This is a genomic window from Arthrobacter sp. CMU6 (assembly GCF_059090205.1).
The window spans coordinates 14,692-29,766 of record NZ_JBNHFL010000043.1; the positions used below are offsets into that span (position 1 = coordinate 14,692).

Here is a 15,075-nt window from a genome sequence, read left to right on the forward strand (position 1 = left end):
GTGGCCAAAGCGACGAGATCTCGCCACTCGATTTGGCCGCTGCGGGCGGGCGCGGCGCCGTCGTCACTTAGGGCTACGACGGGCGCCGGGCGGAGATCCAGAGCTGCGCCCGCTGCGCCGCCGCGCCGTCGCTGTCCGGGTGCGGCACATGCAGCGTGCGTCCGAAGGCCTCCTCGGTCAGCGTCACGTCGTGTCCCGCGGCGGTGAGTCGGTCCCGCAGGGCGTCGAGGTCCCCGGCGTACTCGAACCCGAGTCCCGCGTGCGCCGCGCCGGTGCCCGGCCGCGCCATCAGCACGCCGCCGTTCTTGGCCGTGAAGTCGGCAGTTTCGTCGTCGTCCGGGACGGGCCGGAACCGGGCTCCGATGTCCCGCAGCGCCTGGGCAGCAGCTGTCACGTCCTCGCTGAACCACACCTCCACCACGGCCAGCGCCGGATCCACTTCGGTGGAGCTGGTCCCGGGCGCGGCCTTGTCGGCGAAGAAGCTGAAGCCGTCTGCGCCGGTGATGCGGCAGGAGTCGCCGTGGTCCGCCCGGACGAGTTCGGCAGAGGAGGAGTCGGATTCCGCGCCGGACTGGTTAGTGCGCCGGGCAAACTCCTCGAGGTCGCCGACCTCCACGCCAAAGTGCGTGACGCCGTCCTCCGCAGCGCCCGGCTCGGCTTGGTGCAGCGCCAGCCGGCCCGCCCCGGCGTCGTACTCCCGCCAGGAACCCTGGTCCGTGGACTTGATCATCCCCAGGTCGGTGAGGAGCCGCTCCCAGGGTTCAATCCGGGACGTGAAGTGGATGGGGCGGACACGAAGCATGCTCTCTCCTCGAACTCGAAATACCTGGATCCCGAAAACGGCGCCGACATGGCCATGATGCCACGTCTTGAATCGCGTGGCACCGGGTTGAATAACCCGGCACCGGGGGCAGAATAGGCGCATGGCTGTGGAACTCGAGGAACTTCTGGTGGCCAATGCCGCGGCGTGGCGTGCGTGGCTGGAATCCCACCACAACGACAGCCCCGGTGTGTGGCTGGTCCTGCACAAGAAGGGCGGCAATGTCACCGAACTCGACTACGACGCCGCCCTGGACGAGGCGCTTTGCTTCGGCTGGATCGACGGCCAGGTTAAAAAGCGCGACGCCGACAGTTACCTCCAGCGCATGACCCGCCGGGGTCCCAAGAGCCCCTGGTCGGAACGGAACGTAGGCCATGTGGCCCGGCTGGAAGCGGAAGGAAAGATGACCGCTCCCGGCCGTGCCGCCGTCGACGCCGCCAAGGCCGACGGCCGCTGGGAGGCCGCCTATTCAGGACCGGCGACGGCGGAGGTCCCGGCGGATCTGGCCGCTGCCATTGCCGCCGTGCCCGAGGCGCAGGCCATGTTCGAGGTGCTGACCTCGGTGAACCGTTACGCACTGATTTACCGCACCAATTCGGTCAAGCAGGCCTCCACCCGGGAGCGGAAGATCGCCGGATTTGTCCAGATGCTGGCCCGAGGCGAGACTCCGTATCCGCAGAAGAAACGCCCGGCCGGCCGGGACTGAATATCACCGGGCTAAATCCGCCGTCGGGCAATCCTGACCACAGGCATCCCACCGCGGGGCATCCTGCGGGGCAGCGAAAAGGCCGTCCGCGCTAAAATTGGTGCCAACTCCCAACATGAACGGCGAACATGCAGCGGTTTTCCCTACGCACGCTCGGACCCCGCGGGCGGTGGATTGCGGTGGCGGTGGCCCTGGCTCTGGTGCTGGCCGCGGCGGCAGTGATCGGCCTGGCCGGCCGGCAGGGCGACGGCGGAACGCAGGGCGGCGCCGGACCCCAAGGCAGCGGACCCCAGAGCGGTAGCAGCCAAGGCAGTGCCACTCCCAGTGAAGCCCCGGCCGCCCCGAAGTCGTTCAGCAGGCCGGAGGGCGCCTCGCAGTTCCGGCCCTCCTACCACCTCACTCCTGCCAAAGAGTGGATGAACGACCCGCAGCGGCCGTTCCTGCTGGACGGGGTATGGCACTATTACTACCTTTACAACGCCGACCACCCCGAGGGGAATGGCACAGAATGGTTCCACGTCACCAGCACCGATCTGGTGCACTGGAAGGACGAGGGCGTTGCCATCGAGAAGTTCAAGAACGGCCTCGGGGACATTGAGACCGGCAGCGCAGTGGTGGACCAGGACAACACCGCCGGCTTCGGCAAGGGCGCAGTGGTGGCCGTGATGACGCAGCAGGACAAGGGCGTGCAGCGGCAGTCCCTGTTCTACTCCACGGACAAGGGGTACACGTTCAAGGCCGCCGACGGGAATCCGGTCATGGACAACCCCGGCGCGGAGCACTGGCGTGATCCGAAGATCATCCGTGACGAGGCCCGCGGACAGTGGGTCATGGCGTTGGCCGAAGGGGAAAAGATCGGCCTTTACACCTCAGAGGACCTCAAGAACTGGCGCTACGCGTCAGGCTTCGAGCGGAAGGGTCTGGGGATCCTCGAATGCCCCGACCTCTTCCAGCTGGACGTCGACGGCGATCCCGCCAAGCGCACCTGGGTCCTGGCGGCCAGCGCGAACGGCGCCGCGGAGGGCCGGACCACCGGGGTGGCGTACTGGACAGGGACCTTTGACGGCACCTCGTTCACCCCCGCGGAGGACAGACACCAGTGGCTCGACGCCGGTGCCGACTTCTATGCCGCCGTCACCTGGGATGATCCCCGGCTCCCGGAAAACGAACGGATGGCGTCCCGCCACGCGATCGGCTGGATGAACAACTGGACGTACGCCCGGCAGCTGCCCACCACGGACTGGCAAGGCGGTGCAGACTCCATCGTCCGGGACGTCCGCCTGAAGACCGTGCAGGGCCGGCCTACGCTCGTCTCCACGCCCACCGCCGCCCTCTCTGCGCTGGACGGCGAGGCCAAGGCCGCCGGCAGCAGGGCGCTCACCCCGGAGGGCGGCGGAGAGCTTCCCGCACCCACAGGCGGTGCCTACCGGCTGGATGTGACCCTGGAACGTGCACCGGACGACGACGGCACGGAAGCCCTGCTGAAGCTCGGCAACGGCGGGAAAGACTACGCCACGGTGGGCTACAACTTCGAGGCAGGCACGGCGTGGGTGGACCGGGCAGCGGTGGTCCCGGGCGCGGAGGCACTCGGGCCGATTTTTACCGACCGGAGGAGCGCACAGAGCCCGCCCCGCAACGGCAGCGCGTCGGGCAGGGGCAGTGTGGACCTGACCATCTTCGTTGATTACTCGTCAGTGGAGGTCTTCGTGAACGGCGGCGAGCAGACCCTGACGTCCATGGTGCTGCCGCGGTCCGGGCAGCCGGCGGTCAGCGCCGCCACGTCCGGAGGGAAGCTGACGCTAAAGTCGTTCAAATACACCCCGCTGGCCACCGTGTTGAACGCGCGCTAGATGCGCCGGACACGAATACGCCGACACGGATGCGCTGACCGAGCGCGGTCCGAAGGCAGCCGTCAGTCGGACTCGAGCGGGAAGGCCACGGCTTCCCCCACCACGCGCAGGCACAGTTCCGTGCCTGGCTGGGCGATGGACGCGTTCCAGTGCCGGATGGTGATCACTTCTCCGCCGCCGGGATAGCGGTGGTCGGGCATGGCACCGGCCAGCTTGGGCGGTACGGCGAGTTTCAGCCGTACGGTGGTTTCCGGACCGAAGTAGTCGGTATCCACCACCACGCCGCGGATGGGCCCGTCCTCGGCGATCCGGATCTGCTCCGGACGCAGCATGAGCTGGACGCGGCCCTGCGCTGGCGGACGCCGGACGGGGATGCCGCCGAGCGAGCAGGTGGCCAGCGAGCCCTCCATCCAGGCATCGAGAATCACGGCGTCGCCCAGGAATTCGGCGGTGGCGCGGTCGGCCGGCCGGGTGTACACCACGAACGGGTTGCCGATCTGTGCCAGCTTGCCGCCCCGCATGACCGCCACCTGGTCCGCGAAGGAGAGTGCTTCGGCCTGGTCGTGGGTGACAAGGATGGTGGTCACCCCGGCCTCATTAAGGACCTTGGCCACCGCCCGCCGGGTGGCGACGCGCAGCCCGGCGTCCAAGGCGGAGAACGGCTCGTCCAGCAGCATGAGTTCAGGCTCGCGGGCGAGGGCCCGGGCCAGGGCGACGCGCTGCTGCTGCCCGCCGGAAAGCTGGTGCGGCCGGCGCTTGGCCATGGCGGTGTCCAGCGACACCATCTCCAGGAGTTCATTGACCCGCGCATTAACCGCGCGCCGGCCGCCGTCGAGCTTTGCGGCACTGAGCCCGAACGCGATGTTCTGTCCCACGGTCAGGTGCGGGAACAGGGCACCGTCCTGCGCCACATAGCCGACGTGGCGTTTATGCGCCGGCTTCCACACGCCGTCGCCCGCCACCGGGGATCCGTTCAGCGAGATGCTGCCGGTGGCGGGGTGCTCGAAGCCCGCAATCAGCCGAAGCAGGGTGGTCTTGCCCGACCCGGAGGGGCCCACGATCGCGGTGGTTCCGCCCTTGGCCACGGACAGGTTCACGCCCTTGAGGACGGCCTGCGAGCCGAAGTTCTTCGTGACGGCGTCGATCTCCAGATGGCTATTGGTGCTTGGCGCCACGGACGGCGAAATCCGCGGTTCCGGAAGCCTGGACGGGGATTGTTCGGTCACTGTCCCGCTACTTTCTTGGACTGCTGGAAGAGCAAATAGGTCATGGGCGCCGAGATCACGATCATGAAGAGGGCGTACGGTGCCGCGCCGGCGTAGTCGATTTCGCTGCTCTTGCTCCAGAACTCGGTGGCGAGGGTCTTGGTCCCGTTGGGGGACAGGAGCAGCGTGGCGGTCAGCTCGTTGGCGATGGCCAGGAAGACGAGGGCGGCGCCCCCGGCCGCGGCGGGAGCCGTGAGCCGCAGTGTGACGCGGATGAACGACAGCAGCGGAGGGCTGCCGAGTGCCTGGGCCGCCTCGTCCAGCTCCTTGGGTGCCTGGGCAAGCCCCGCCCGGATGTTCACCAGGGCGCGCGGCAGGAACAGGAGGACATAGGCGGCGATCAGGACGCCGGTGGTCTGGTAGACGCCCGGGACCAGCCTGATGCTGACGGTGACGAAGGCCAGGGCAACCACGATGCCCGGCAGCGAGCTGGTGACGTAGTTGGACAGTTCCAGGCCCTTGCTGAACCAGCTGGGGTGCCGGACGGCGAGGTAGGCCATAGGGAAGGCGACGACAGTGGTGGCGGCGGCGCCGGCCAGCCCGTAGAGGAGGGTCTGCAGCAGCGCGGGAACGAACTCGTCAGCGGCCCAGATTTCTGTTCCGCCGGCAATGATCCAACGCAGCACGAACAGCAGCGGCAGGCCGAAGGCAAGCAGGGTCAGGCCGAGCAGGGCCAGCTGGGCCGGCCACTGGTAGGCGTGCAGCGGCAGGCACAGTGCCTTGGCCTGTGCACCTGAACCGACCCGGGCGTAGCGCGCGGTGCCTCGGCTGCGGACCTCGACGACCAGCAGGATGAGGCAGATGAACACCAGCACACTCGCGAGCATGTTCCCTGCCGTGCCGTTGAACGTGGACTGGTACTGCACCATGATCGCCGTCGTGAAGGTGTCGAAGCGGATCATGGCGAAGGCGCCGTACTCGGCCAGGAGGTGCAGCCCCACCAGCAGGCCGCCGCCGGTCATGGCGATCCGCAGCTGCGGCAGGACCACGCGGAAGAATGCCCTCCAGGCGCCCAGGCCCAGGGACGCAGCCGACTGCTCAACGGCGGGATCCAGCCGGCTCAGTGTCGCGGCAGCGGGAATGTAGACCAGCGGGAAGTAGGACAGGGTGGCGATGAGCACCCCGGAAAACAGGCCGTGCAGGGAGGGGACGGCGGAAACCCAGGCATAACTGTTGACGAAGGCCGGGATAGCCAGGGGAGCGGCGAGCAGCACCGCCCACACCTTCTTTCCGCGCAGCGTGGTGCGCTCCACAAGCCATGCGCCGCCGACGCCCAGGATGAGGCAGAGGGGAACGGTGATCAGCATCAGGAGCACCGTGTTCAGCAGCAGTTCGCCGACGCGGGGCCGGAAGACCAGTTCGAGGGCGGTGTCCCAGCCCGTGGCCGCGGTCATGTACACCACGTAAGCCAGCGGCAGGAGCGAAAACAGGGCGATCAGCACCGCCGCAACGGCTACCGCTGAAACGCCGAAAGGCGGGCGGGGGCGCTTGCCCCGGCCCGCCGTCGTCGTGCTTCCGGATTCCTCCGGAGACGATACTTGCGTGATCACAGAATTAGAGCAGTCCTGCCTTGGTCATCAGCTCGGTGACCTTCGCGGAGTTCAGCTTGGCCGGGTCCACGGTGGGAGCCTGAAGTTCCTTGACGGGAACCAGCTTTTCGTTGGCCGGGACGCCCGAAGCGATGGCGTACTCGAAGGAGGTGCCCTTCTGCAGGATTTCCTGGCCCTTCTTGCCGGTGATGAACTTCAGGAAGGCCTGGGCGTTCTCAGCGTTTTTCGAGGATTTCAGGACGCCGCCGCCTGAGACGGACAGGAACGCGCCCGGGTCCTGGTTCTTGAAGTAGTACGGCGTGACGTTGTTGGAGTTCTCGCCGGTCTTCGCCTGGTCACCGTAGTAGTAGTAGTGGTAGATCAGCGCGGCATCAACCTCGCCGGCGTTCACTGCCTTCATGGCGGTGTTGTTGCCCTTGTAGGCGGTGAAGTTTTCCTTCATGCCCTTCAGCCATTCCGCAGCAGCGGCTTCGCCCTTGAGTTCGACCAGGGCAGAGACGATGGCCTGGAAGTCGGCGCCGCTGGGGGAAGCGCCCCACTTGCCCTTCCACTCCGGCTTGGCCAGGTCAAGCATGGACTTGGGCAGCTTGTCCTCGGAGATCTTGTTCTTGTCGTACACCAGGACGGTGGAGCGGGCGGCAATGCCGGTCCACTTGCCCGTGGACGGGCGGAACTCCGCCGGAACCTGGGCGATGGTGTCCTTGTTGACGTCGGCAAACAGACCGGCGTTCTCCACCTGCGCCATTGCGGGGGAGTTTTCGGTGAGGAAGACGTCCGCCGGGGAGGCCGCACCCTCCTGGACGATCTGGTTGGACATCTCGGTGTCCGAGCCCTGGCGCAGCGTGACCTTGATGCCCGTTTCCGTGGTGAAGGCGTCCGCCCATTCCTTGGTCAGGCTTTCATGCTGGGCGTTGTAGACCGTGATCTCGCCCTTGGCGGGGTCAGCGGAGGGCGAGGCAGCGGGAGAGGTGCTGGAGCCGCAGGCCGAGAGGCCGAGGGCTGCGGTGGCGGCGATCGCGATGCCGGCCAGCGCGTTGATGCGGATCTTCATCGGGGTGCTTCTTTCTGCAAAGTCTCGTGGGCGAGGCCCTCGTGAGCTGGGGAAGTTAGGTGAAGCTCACTTGAAAAACTGTAGGTTAGCCAAACCTAAGCACCAAGCGGGAAGGAGCTTAAGTGATGAGGATCACATCAATTACGGCACTGTTGCGTGTCCTAATTGCGGGTTCCCTGAATGCCCGTTGCCACGGACGCGGCCGGCACGGACGCCGCGGCCTCCAGCGCCAGCCAGGCCTGAAGCTGGGTGGAAAGTTCGACGGCGGTACCCGGCGGGTACGTGCTGCTCGCCGGGCGCTTCGGGTCGGAAGAGAATATGGGGTCCCCGGTCCGGCCATGACGGGCCAGCGGCTCGCCCGCCGCAATTGGCCGGCGGTCGGACCACAAGGCGCCGGCAGTGCCGGTGACCAGCCCTGCGGCGGTGGTCCGGACGTCCCGCGGCAGCCGCCGGTCGTTGGCGGCCAATGCGAGGTAGCGGGTGAGGATACCGGTGAACAGTCCGCCGTCACCGGTGCCGTCGCAGCGGAGAACCGGGCTGTCGGCGGGGCCGGCTCCGGGGCCTGTGCTGCTGCCCGGGTTGCCCCCGGCAGCCTCCGGCAGGGTGAGGTGTGTGGCCACCGCGCGGACCACCGTTCCGGCGCGTTCCAGGTTGGCGGTGCCGCCGAGTTCCAGCAGGGCGCCCAGAACTGGCCCCTGGTTGTAGGTGTAGATCGCATCCTCCAGCACGGTTTCCCCGGTGCTGCGGACGCGGATCCCGTCCAGGTAGAGCCCGCGGGCGGGGTCGAACAGCCGGGCATCCAGCCAGTCGAGCAGGGCCTGCGCCTTGGTGGGGTTGCCCGTGCGCGCAAAATACAGCGCCACCGGTGCCGTGGCCGGGGTGTTCTTGAAGTCCCGCTTGGTGCTCCAGAATGTGCCGCCGCCCAGGTCGTCGGTGGACGCCGAGTCGAACTGGAGCGTCAGGCTCCTGCGGATTCTCTCCTGCCGCCGGGGGCTGGGCCTGCGGCTCTCTTCGGCCAGCCGCTCCAGCCGGTGCGAGGACAGGGCCAGCCACGCCATGTCGTCGTAGTAGTGGTTGACGAACGTCAGGGAATTCCGCAGCCGGATGCCCGTGACCAGGCGCGACGCGAGCTGGCCGGCGCTGGGGCGCGCATCGCCGTCGAACCTTTTGGACGGCTGCCCCGCCCTCCCAAGTTCACGAAAACCCGCGTCCACGAGGCAGTCCAGGTAATGCGCCTGCCACCAGTAGTGCCACGGGCGGCGGAGGTTCTCGATGCGGCCGGAGGGCCGGGCGGTGGCGGCGATGTGCGTTCCGGGCAGGAAAAACAGCCGCTGGCCGAACAGATGCGTTACCGACCGTGCAGCCTCGTCGGCCCGCTCTGCCCAGGGCGTTGCGGAAGCGGTCATGGCATCTGGGGTGGCGTCAGCATCTGGCTGTGTCATGCGGCCAGCCTAGCTGGGTAGAGGCCGTACGGCCGTGCGGTGTGGGGCGCCGCCCGCTTGGCGAACCGTGCGCCGAGGGATGCGTCCGCCGCACATTTCCGTTAACATTCACTAACTAACGTTCGCGGCCGGGATCCGGATCCGCATCGGCCGGTTCCGCATCAAGGAGGATGTATGGAAATCGAGGGTTCCGTCGCGCTGATCACGGGCGGCGCATCCGGCCTGGGCGCCGCCACGGCCCGGCGGTTGTTCGACGCCGGCGCCTCAGTGGTCCTGGCTGACCTCGGCTCCTCGGCGGGCGCCGCGTACGCCGAGGAGCTGAACTCCGCCGGCCCGCAGAACCTTGCAGGCCATCAGTCGGCAGCGCCCAAAGCAGTTTTCGCTGCCGCGGATGTGACCAGCGAGGAGGAGGTGCAGGCCGCCGTCGAGGCCGCCGTGGGCCTGGGACCGCTGCGGATAGTGGTGAACTGCGCCGGCATCGCCACGCCGGGCAAGGTCCTGGGGCGCGACGGCGTGCTGCCGCTGGAGACCTTCCAGCGCGTCATCCAGATCAACCTGGTGGGGACCTTCAATGTTGTCCGGCTGGCCGCCGCCGCGATGGCCGGCACTGAACCTGCAGCTACCGAGCTCGGCGGGGAGGAACGCGGAGTCATCATCAACACCGCCTCAGTGGCCGCGTTCGACGGGCAGATCGGCCAGCCTGCCTACGCTGCGTCCAAGGGAGGCGTGGCCGCCATGACCTTGCCGCTGGCCCGCGAACTGGCCCGGTCCCTCATCCGCGTGGTGACGATCGCGCCCGGGATTTTCGAGACCCCGATGATGGCCGGACTGCCCCAGGAAGCCCAGGAGTCACTGGGCCGGCAGGTGCCGCACCCGTCCCGCCTGGGCAGGCCCGCCGAGTACGCGAACCTCGCCGCGCACATCGTGGAGAACGCCATGCTCAACGGCGAAACCATCCGCCTCGACGGCGCCATCCGGATGGGCCCGAAGTGAGCGGGACCGGACTGGGCGGCACCAGCGTGGGCAGCGCTAACGTTGGCGGCGCGGCGGTGGGCGGCACCAAACTCAGCGGGACCGGGCAGGCGGTGCCCGCCGTCGACACCCTGCCCACCGCTGACTTTTTCGGCTACGAGTCCCTGCTCAGTGCCGCCGAGCAGCGGAAGCTGGGCGAGTTGCGCGAGTTCATGGCCGCGGAGATCGCGCCGTTCGCGGGGGACTGGTGGAACAGGGCCGAGTTTCCGGCGCACATCCTCCCCAAGCTGGCCGCCCTGGAGCTGAGCACGCCCGCCCAGCGGGGCTACAGCCACCTGTTCGCCGGGCTGGTGATCGCGGAGATGACGCGGGTGGACACCTCGATCGCCACGTTTTTCCTGGTCCACCACGACCTTTTCGTCGAGTCGCTCTACCGCTTCGGCTCCGAGGACCAGCGCCGCCGGTACCTCGACGACGCCTCGAACCTCAGGACGACCGGCGCGTTTGCCCTGACCGAACCCGAGCACGGGTCGGATGTCGCCGGCGGTATGGAGACGCGGGCGCGCCGGATATCGGGCCGTACGGGAGAGTCCGACGCCGGCGGGGACTGCTGGGTGCTGAACGGCTCCAAGCGGTGGATTGGCAACGGGACGTTCTGCGACTTCATGCTGGTGTGGGCGCGGGATGAAGCCGACGGCGCTGTACGCGGCTTCATTGTGGACGCCAGCTTGCCCGGGGTGAGCCGGAGCCGGATCGAGAACAAGATCGCCCTGCGCACCGTGCAGAACGCGGACATCGTTTTCGAGGACGTCAGGGTTGCGGAGGCTGACCGTTTTGCCGGCATCGGCAGCTTCGAGGACACCAATGAGCTGCTCCGCGGTTCACGGATCATGGTGGCGTGGCAGGCGGTGGGCCAGCAGCTGGCCGCATTCGACGTTGCCCGGCAGTACGCCGTCGAACGCCAGCAGTTCGGACGTCCGCTCGCGAAGTTCCAGCTCATCCAGCAGCAGCTGGTGTCCATGCTGGGCAACGCCGTGGCGAGCATGGGCATGATGGTCCGGATCGCGCAGCTGCAGGAGCAGGGTGCCGGGATGGCGCAGGTGGCGCTCGCCAAGTCCTACACGTCGGCGAGGATGCGCGAAACCGTGGCGATGGGCCGGTCCATCCTGGGCGGCAATGGCATCGTCACGGACTACCGGATGGCCAAGATTTTCGCCGACGCCGAGGCCATCTACACCTACGAGGGCTCGTACGAGATCAACACGCTGATCGTGGGCCGCGCAGTCACGGGCGTCTCCGCGATCGCCTGACGCAGTCCCGCGGTTCGCGCTCAGTCGGCAAGGGCGGGTTGCTTTTCGCCGGCTTCGATCCGGGCGTCCAGGCTGTTGTTCTTCACCGGCATGGGGCAGGTGCCGTAGGGCGTGAAGGCGCTGGGGTAGTTGATGGCGCGGTTGAAATCGAGGATGACGGTTCCGTCGGGCCTCGGCCTGGTCGTGGAGACCTTGCGCCACTCGTCAGTCATTCCGCCGTTGGTTTCGTCGTGGAACGTGACCGTCAGGGCCCCGAGCTTCTCTTCCTCGGCGTGCAGCCGGTACTCGTGGTCCTTCCCCGGCAACCGGAACACCAGTTCGCCGACGCTGCGGTGCACCCCGTCCACCAGAGGGTTCGCGGTGGCAATCGGAACGTCCTCAGGCTCGGGAAACGCCTCAAACCTCGCTTCAATCACCAGGTCAGGGCGGTAGTCAAAGGTGGGCACGCCGTCGAACCCAGTGAACACCGGTGATTTCGAATCACGGGTTCGGATGGCATATTTGTCGGCCCGCATTGCCAGCTCCACCACCACCTGTTTGCCGTCCGCGCCGCCAAACTGCACCCACATCAGGGACTCCTCATCGGCGAGCTGCGCCGTGATGGTGCCATCCACGGGCTCTCCCGTTTCCACCAGCGTGAGGCCGTCCGATGCCGCGGCGGTGAGCGCCGCCGTCGTGCCGTCCGTTGACCACAAACCGGGAGCGAGGTCGACGGCGGATGGCTGGCTTTCCAGCCACTGGAACGACGTGAGCGTCAACCAGCCGTAGTCCGCAGCGAGAGCGGTGTTGCGGCTGTTGCGGAAGCGGCGCCAGCGTTCCAGCTGGGCGTCCGGTGCAGTGCTCATGGTTCCTCCAGGATGGGTCTCGATCCGGCCAGCTAAGGGGTCAACCCGTCGCGGCCGAACTTCATTCCGCAGCTGGTGCCTGCCCGGGGCTGCCGGGCCGCGGGCGGCTGGCGTAGCCTTGGAATTGGGCTTTTACCCGCTCGCGATCGGGTTGCCCGTGGCTCATTACCGCGCCCGGCGGGAGGAGTTCAAGGGCATGACAGCATCTGAGACATATTCCCGGACTGCGGCCGGCTGCGGGTAACATTCCATAGGAACAGTAACCCGGCTCACAGTATCCAGCGCAGTGTACGAGCCAAAGTCGAACACTCGAAAGATAGTTTCAATGGCTGACACTGCAATGAATTCAGAAACAGATCTCGCCGCCGAACTGCGCGCGGACGTCCGCCGGGTCTCCACGCTCCTGGGCGAATCGCTGGTCCGCCAGCACGGCCCCGAACTCCTTGACCTCGTGGAGCAGGTGCGCCTGCTCACCAAGGAATCCAAGGAAGCCGCCCGGGGCGGCGCGGACGCCACCGGCCCGTGGAGCGCGCACGACGTCGTTGCCCAGGTCCGCGAGCTGCTCGCCTCGCTGCCGCTCGAGCAGGCGACCGACCTGGTCCGCGCCTTCGCGTTCTACTTCCACCTCGCCAACGCCGCCGAGCAGGTCCACCGGGTCCGCCGGTTGCGCACCCGGCAGGAGAAGGACGGCTGGCTGGCCAAGGCCGTGGAGGACATCGCGGGGCAGGCCGGCCCGGCGGTGCTGCAGGAAGTCGTCAACGAACTGGACGTGCGGCCGATCTTCACCGCGCACCCCACCGAGGCCTCCCGCCGTTCCGTGCTGGACAAGATCCGCAAGCTCTCGGACGTCCTGGCCCAGCCCACGGAGGAGGGCACCAGCGCCCGGCGCCGGCAGGACCGCCAGCTGTCGGAGATGATCGACCAGATGTGGCAGACGGACGAGCTCCGCCAGGTCAGGCCAACTCCCGTGGACGAGGCCCGCAACGCCATCTACTACCTCAACAGCATCCTGACGGACGCGCTGCCGGAGATGCTCACGGATTTCTCGGAACTCCTCGGCGAGCACGGCGTCACGCTGCCGGCCCACAACGCCCCGATCCGGTTTGGCTCCTGGATCGGCGGTGACCGCGACGGCAACCCGAACGTCACCGCGGCGGTGACCCATGAGATCCTGCAGCTCCAGAACCAGAACGCGGTCCGCATCAGTATCGCCATGATTGACGAGCTCATCTCGATCCTCTCCAACTCCACTGCCCTCGCCGGCGCCGACCAGGCTCTGCTCGATTCGATCGACGCCGACCTGGAGAAGCTGCCCGGACTGGACCGCCGCATCCTGGAGCTCAACGCCCAGGAGCCCTACCGGCTGAAGCTGACCTGCATCAAGGCCAAGCTCATCAATACCGGCAAGCGGGTCGTCGCCGGATCCAAGCACCAGGAAGGGCGCGACTACACCTCCACCGAGGAGCTCATCGGCGAACTCGAGCTGCTGGAACTGTCCCTGCGCAACCATTCGGCGTCCCTCGCCGCGGACGGTGCGCTGGCACGTGTCCGCCGGGCCATCGCCTCCTTCGGCCTGCACCTGGCCACCCTCGACATCCGCGAGCACGCAGACCACCACCATGACGCCGTCGGGCAGCTCATGGACCGCCTCGGCGGTCCCGGCATCCGCTACGCCGAGCTGACCCGCGGCGAGCGGCTCGAGGTCCTGAGCGCAGAGCTCGCCTCCCGCCGTCCGCTGTCCGGCCATCCGATCAGGCTCGACGGCGCCGCTGACGGCACGTACGACGTCTTCCGGGAGATCCGCCGTGCCCTGCGCACTTACGGCCCGGATGTCATCGAGACCTACATCATCTCCATGACCCGCGGCGCCGACGATGTCCTGGCCGCCGCGGTCCTGGCACGCGAGGCCGGCCTGGTCAGCCTCTTCGGCGACGCGCCGTATGCCAAGATCGGCTTCGCGCCGCTGCTGGAAACGGTGGAGGAGCTGCGGGCGTCGGCGGAAATCGTGGATGAGCTGCTGTCCGACCCGTCATACCGCGAGCTGGTCCGCCTGCGCGGGGACGTCCAGGAAGTCATGCTCGGCTACTCGGACTCCAACAAGGAATCCGGCGTGATGACCAGCCAGTGGGAAATCCACAAGACCCAGCGCAAGCTGCGCGACATCGCCGCCAAGCACGGCGTTCGGGTGCGCCTCTTCCACGGCCGCGGCGGTTCCGTGGGCCGGGGCGGCGGGCCCACGTACGACGCCATCATGGCGCAGCCCAACGGCGTCCTCGAGGGCGAAATCAAGTTCACCGAACAGGGCGAGGTCATCTCGGACAAGTACTCCCTGCCGGAACTTGCCCGCGAAAACCTGGAGCTGTCCCTCGCCGCCGTGCTGCAGGGGTCGGCGCTACACCGCACGCCGCGCACGTCCGACGACCAGCGCGAGCGCTTCGGCCACGTCATGGAGACCATCTCCGACGCCGCGTTTGCCCGCTACCGCAGCCTGATCGACCATCCGGACCTGCCGGCGTACTTCCTGGCCTCGACGCCGGTGGAGCAGCTCGGTTCGCTGAACATCGGGTCCCGCCCGTCCAAGCGCCCGGATTCCGGTGCGGGCCTCGGCGGCCTGCGCGCCATCCCGTGGGTGTTCGGCTGGACCCAGTCGCGGCAGATCGTGCCGGGCTGGTTCGGCGTGGGTTCCGGGCTGAAGGCGGCACGTGAAGCCGGCAACTCAGCCCAGCTCGTGGAGATGATGCACGGCTGGCACTTCTTCCGCTCTGTGCTCTCCAACGTGGAGATGACCCTGGCCAAGACGGACATGGAGATCGCGGGATACTACGTTGACACCCTGGTGCCGGCGGAACTGCACCACCTCTTCCGCGCCATCCGTGACGAGTACGAACTCACCGTTTCCGAGATCCAGAACCTCACCGGTGAGAATGTGCTCCTGGATGCCCAGCCCACGCTGAAGCGGTCGCTGGAAATCCGCGACCAGTACCTCGACCCGATCAGTTACCTCCAGGTGGAACTGCTCCGCCGCGTGCGTGGTGAGTCTGCCAGCATTTCCGGCGGCGAAATCGACGAGCGCCTGCAGCGGGCCATGCTCATCACCGTCAACGGGGTGGCTGCCGGCCTGCGCAACACCGGATAGCCCTCCCGGGCACCGAACGCTTCCTCACTTTTTGAACTGCTCCCCGGAAGTTGGACTGAAATATTCAGTTCCGTTTTGTGGGGAGCAGTTTTATGCGTGCGTCTAGTTCGTTGTCAGAGGTCCAGCGC

General features: G+C 67.5%; 11 protein-coding genes. 5 read left to right on the forward strand and 6 right to left on the reverse strand.

Going from position 1 to position 15,075, the window contains the following annotated elements; genetic code table 11:
- Nucleotides 1-73: 73 nt before the first annotated feature.
- Complete coding sequence (locus tag AC5RWD_RS21595; RefSeq protein ID WP_494021973.1) at nt 74-802, reverse strand: VOC family protein; 729 nt, start codon at nt 800-802, stop codon at nt 74-76.
- A 121-nt stretch (nt 803-923) separates the two neighbouring features.
- Between AC5RWD_RS21595 and AC5RWD_RS21600 the strand changes: the two genes are divergently transcribed.
- The gene (locus AC5RWD_RS21600) at nt 924-1,526 is read left to right on the forward strand and encodes a YdeI/OmpD-associated family protein (RefSeq protein WP_494021974.1); all 603 of its coding nucleotides are present in this window, start codon (nt 924-926) and stop codon (nt 1,524-1,526) included.
- A 128-nt stretch (nt 1,527-1,654) separates the two neighbouring features.
- The gene (locus tag AC5RWD_RS21605; protein WP_494021975.1) at nt 1,655-3,376 is read left to right on the forward strand and encodes a glycoside hydrolase family 32 protein; all 1,722 of its coding nucleotides are present in this window, start codon (nt 1,655-1,657) and stop codon (nt 3,374-3,376) included.
- A 62-nt stretch (nt 3,377-3,438) separates the two neighbouring features.
- Here AC5RWD_RS21605 and AC5RWD_RS21610 read toward each other — a convergent pair whose 3' ends face one another.
- The 4 genes from AC5RWD_RS21610 to AC5RWD_RS21625 form a co-directional block, all read right to left on the reverse strand.
- Nucleotides 3,439-4,602 carry an ABC transporter ATP-binding protein gene (locus tag AC5RWD_RS21610; RefSeq protein ID WP_494021976.1) on the reverse strand — a complete coding sequence of 388 codons (1,164 nt, stop codon included), beginning with the start codon at nt 4,600-4,602 and terminating at the stop codon, nt 3,439-3,441.
- Complete coding sequence (locus AC5RWD_RS21615) at nt 4,599-6,191, reverse strand: ABC transporter permease (RefSeq protein ID WP_494021977.1); 1,593 nt, start codon at nt 6,189-6,191, stop codon at nt 4,599-4,601. The genes AC5RWD_RS21610 and AC5RWD_RS21615 overlap by 4 nt, the downstream gene beginning before the upstream one ends.
- Before the next feature lie 4 nt (nt 6,192-6,195).
- Nucleotides 6,196-7,242, reverse strand: a complete 1,047-nt coding sequence (locus AC5RWD_RS21620) for an iron ABC transporter substrate-binding protein (protein ID WP_494021978.1) — start codon at nt 7,240-7,242, stop codon at nt 6,196-6,198.
- 161 nt (nt 7,243-7,403) lie between these two features.
- Entirely contained in the window at nt 7,404-8,684 is a 1,281-nt protein-coding gene (locus AC5RWD_RS21625) for a glycoside hydrolase family 76 protein (protein ID WP_494021979.1), read from the reverse strand.
- Between the two features lie 174 nt (nt 8,685-8,858).
- Between AC5RWD_RS21625 and AC5RWD_RS21630 the strand changes: the two genes are divergently transcribed.
- The gene (locus tag AC5RWD_RS21630) at nt 8,859-9,677 is read left to right on the forward strand and encodes an SDR family NAD(P)-dependent oxidoreductase (protein WP_494021980.1); all 819 of its coding nucleotides are present in this window, start codon (nt 8,859-8,861) and stop codon (nt 9,675-9,677) included.
- A gap of 92 nt (nt 9,678-9,769) precedes the next feature.
- Nucleotides 9,770-10,966: an acyl-CoA dehydrogenase family protein gene (locus AC5RWD_RS21635; protein WP_494021983.1), complete on the forward strand. Its 1,197-nt coding sequence runs from the start codon at nt 9,770-9,772 to the stop codon at nt 10,964-10,966.
- 20 nt (nt 10,967-10,986) lie between these two features.
- Here the strand turns inward: AC5RWD_RS21635 and AC5RWD_RS21640 are convergent, their stop codons facing one another.
- The gene (locus tag AC5RWD_RS21640; protein ID WP_494021981.1) at nt 10,987-11,811 is read right to left on the reverse strand and encodes a DUF1684 domain-containing protein; all 825 of its coding nucleotides are present in this window, start codon (nt 11,809-11,811) and stop codon (nt 10,987-10,989) included.
- Nucleotides 11,812-12,136: 325 nt separating this feature from the next.
- On the opposite strand from AC5RWD_RS21640, the gene ppc reads away from it, so the two are divergent.
- The gene (ppc, locus tag AC5RWD_RS21645; protein WP_494021982.1) at nt 12,137-14,947 is read left to right on the forward strand and encodes a phosphoenolpyruvate carboxylase; all 2,811 of its coding nucleotides are present in this window, start codon (nt 12,137-12,139) and stop codon (nt 14,945-14,947) included.
- Nucleotides 14,948-15,075 lie beyond the last annotated feature (128 nt).

Bases quoted from the DNA above. Each gene is read 5' to 3' on its own strand.
- AC5RWD_RS21595 (WP_494021973.1), bottom strand. From the start codon at position 802: ATGCTTCGTGTCCGCCCCATCCACTTCACGTCCCGGATTGAACCCTGG.
- AC5RWD_RS21600 (WP_494021974.1), top strand. From the start codon at position 924: ATGGCTGTGGAACTCGAGGAACTTCTGGTGGCCAATGCCGCGGCGTGG.
- AC5RWD_RS21605 (WP_494021975.1), top strand. From the start codon at position 1,655: ATGCAGCGGTTTTCCCTACGCACGCTCGGACCCCGCGGGCGGTGGATT.
- AC5RWD_RS21620 (WP_494021978.1), bottom strand. From the start codon at position 7,242: ATGAAGATCCGCATCAACGCGCTGGCCGGCATCGCGATCGCCGCCACC.
- AC5RWD_RS21625 (WP_494021979.1), bottom strand. From the start codon at position 8,684: ATGACACAGCCAGATGCTGACGCCACCCCAGATGCCATGACCGCTTCC.
- AC5RWD_RS21630 (WP_494021980.1), top strand. From the start codon at position 8,859: ATGGAAATCGAGGGTTCCGTCGCGCTGATCACGGGCGGCGCATCCGGC.
- AC5RWD_RS21640 (WP_494021981.1), bottom strand. From the start codon at position 11,811: ATGAGCACTGCACCGGACGCCCAGCTGGAACGCTGGCGCCGCTTCCGC.
- ppc (WP_494021982.1), top strand. From the start codon at position 12,137: ATGGCTGACACTGCAATGAATTCAGAAACAGATCTCGCCGCCGAACTG.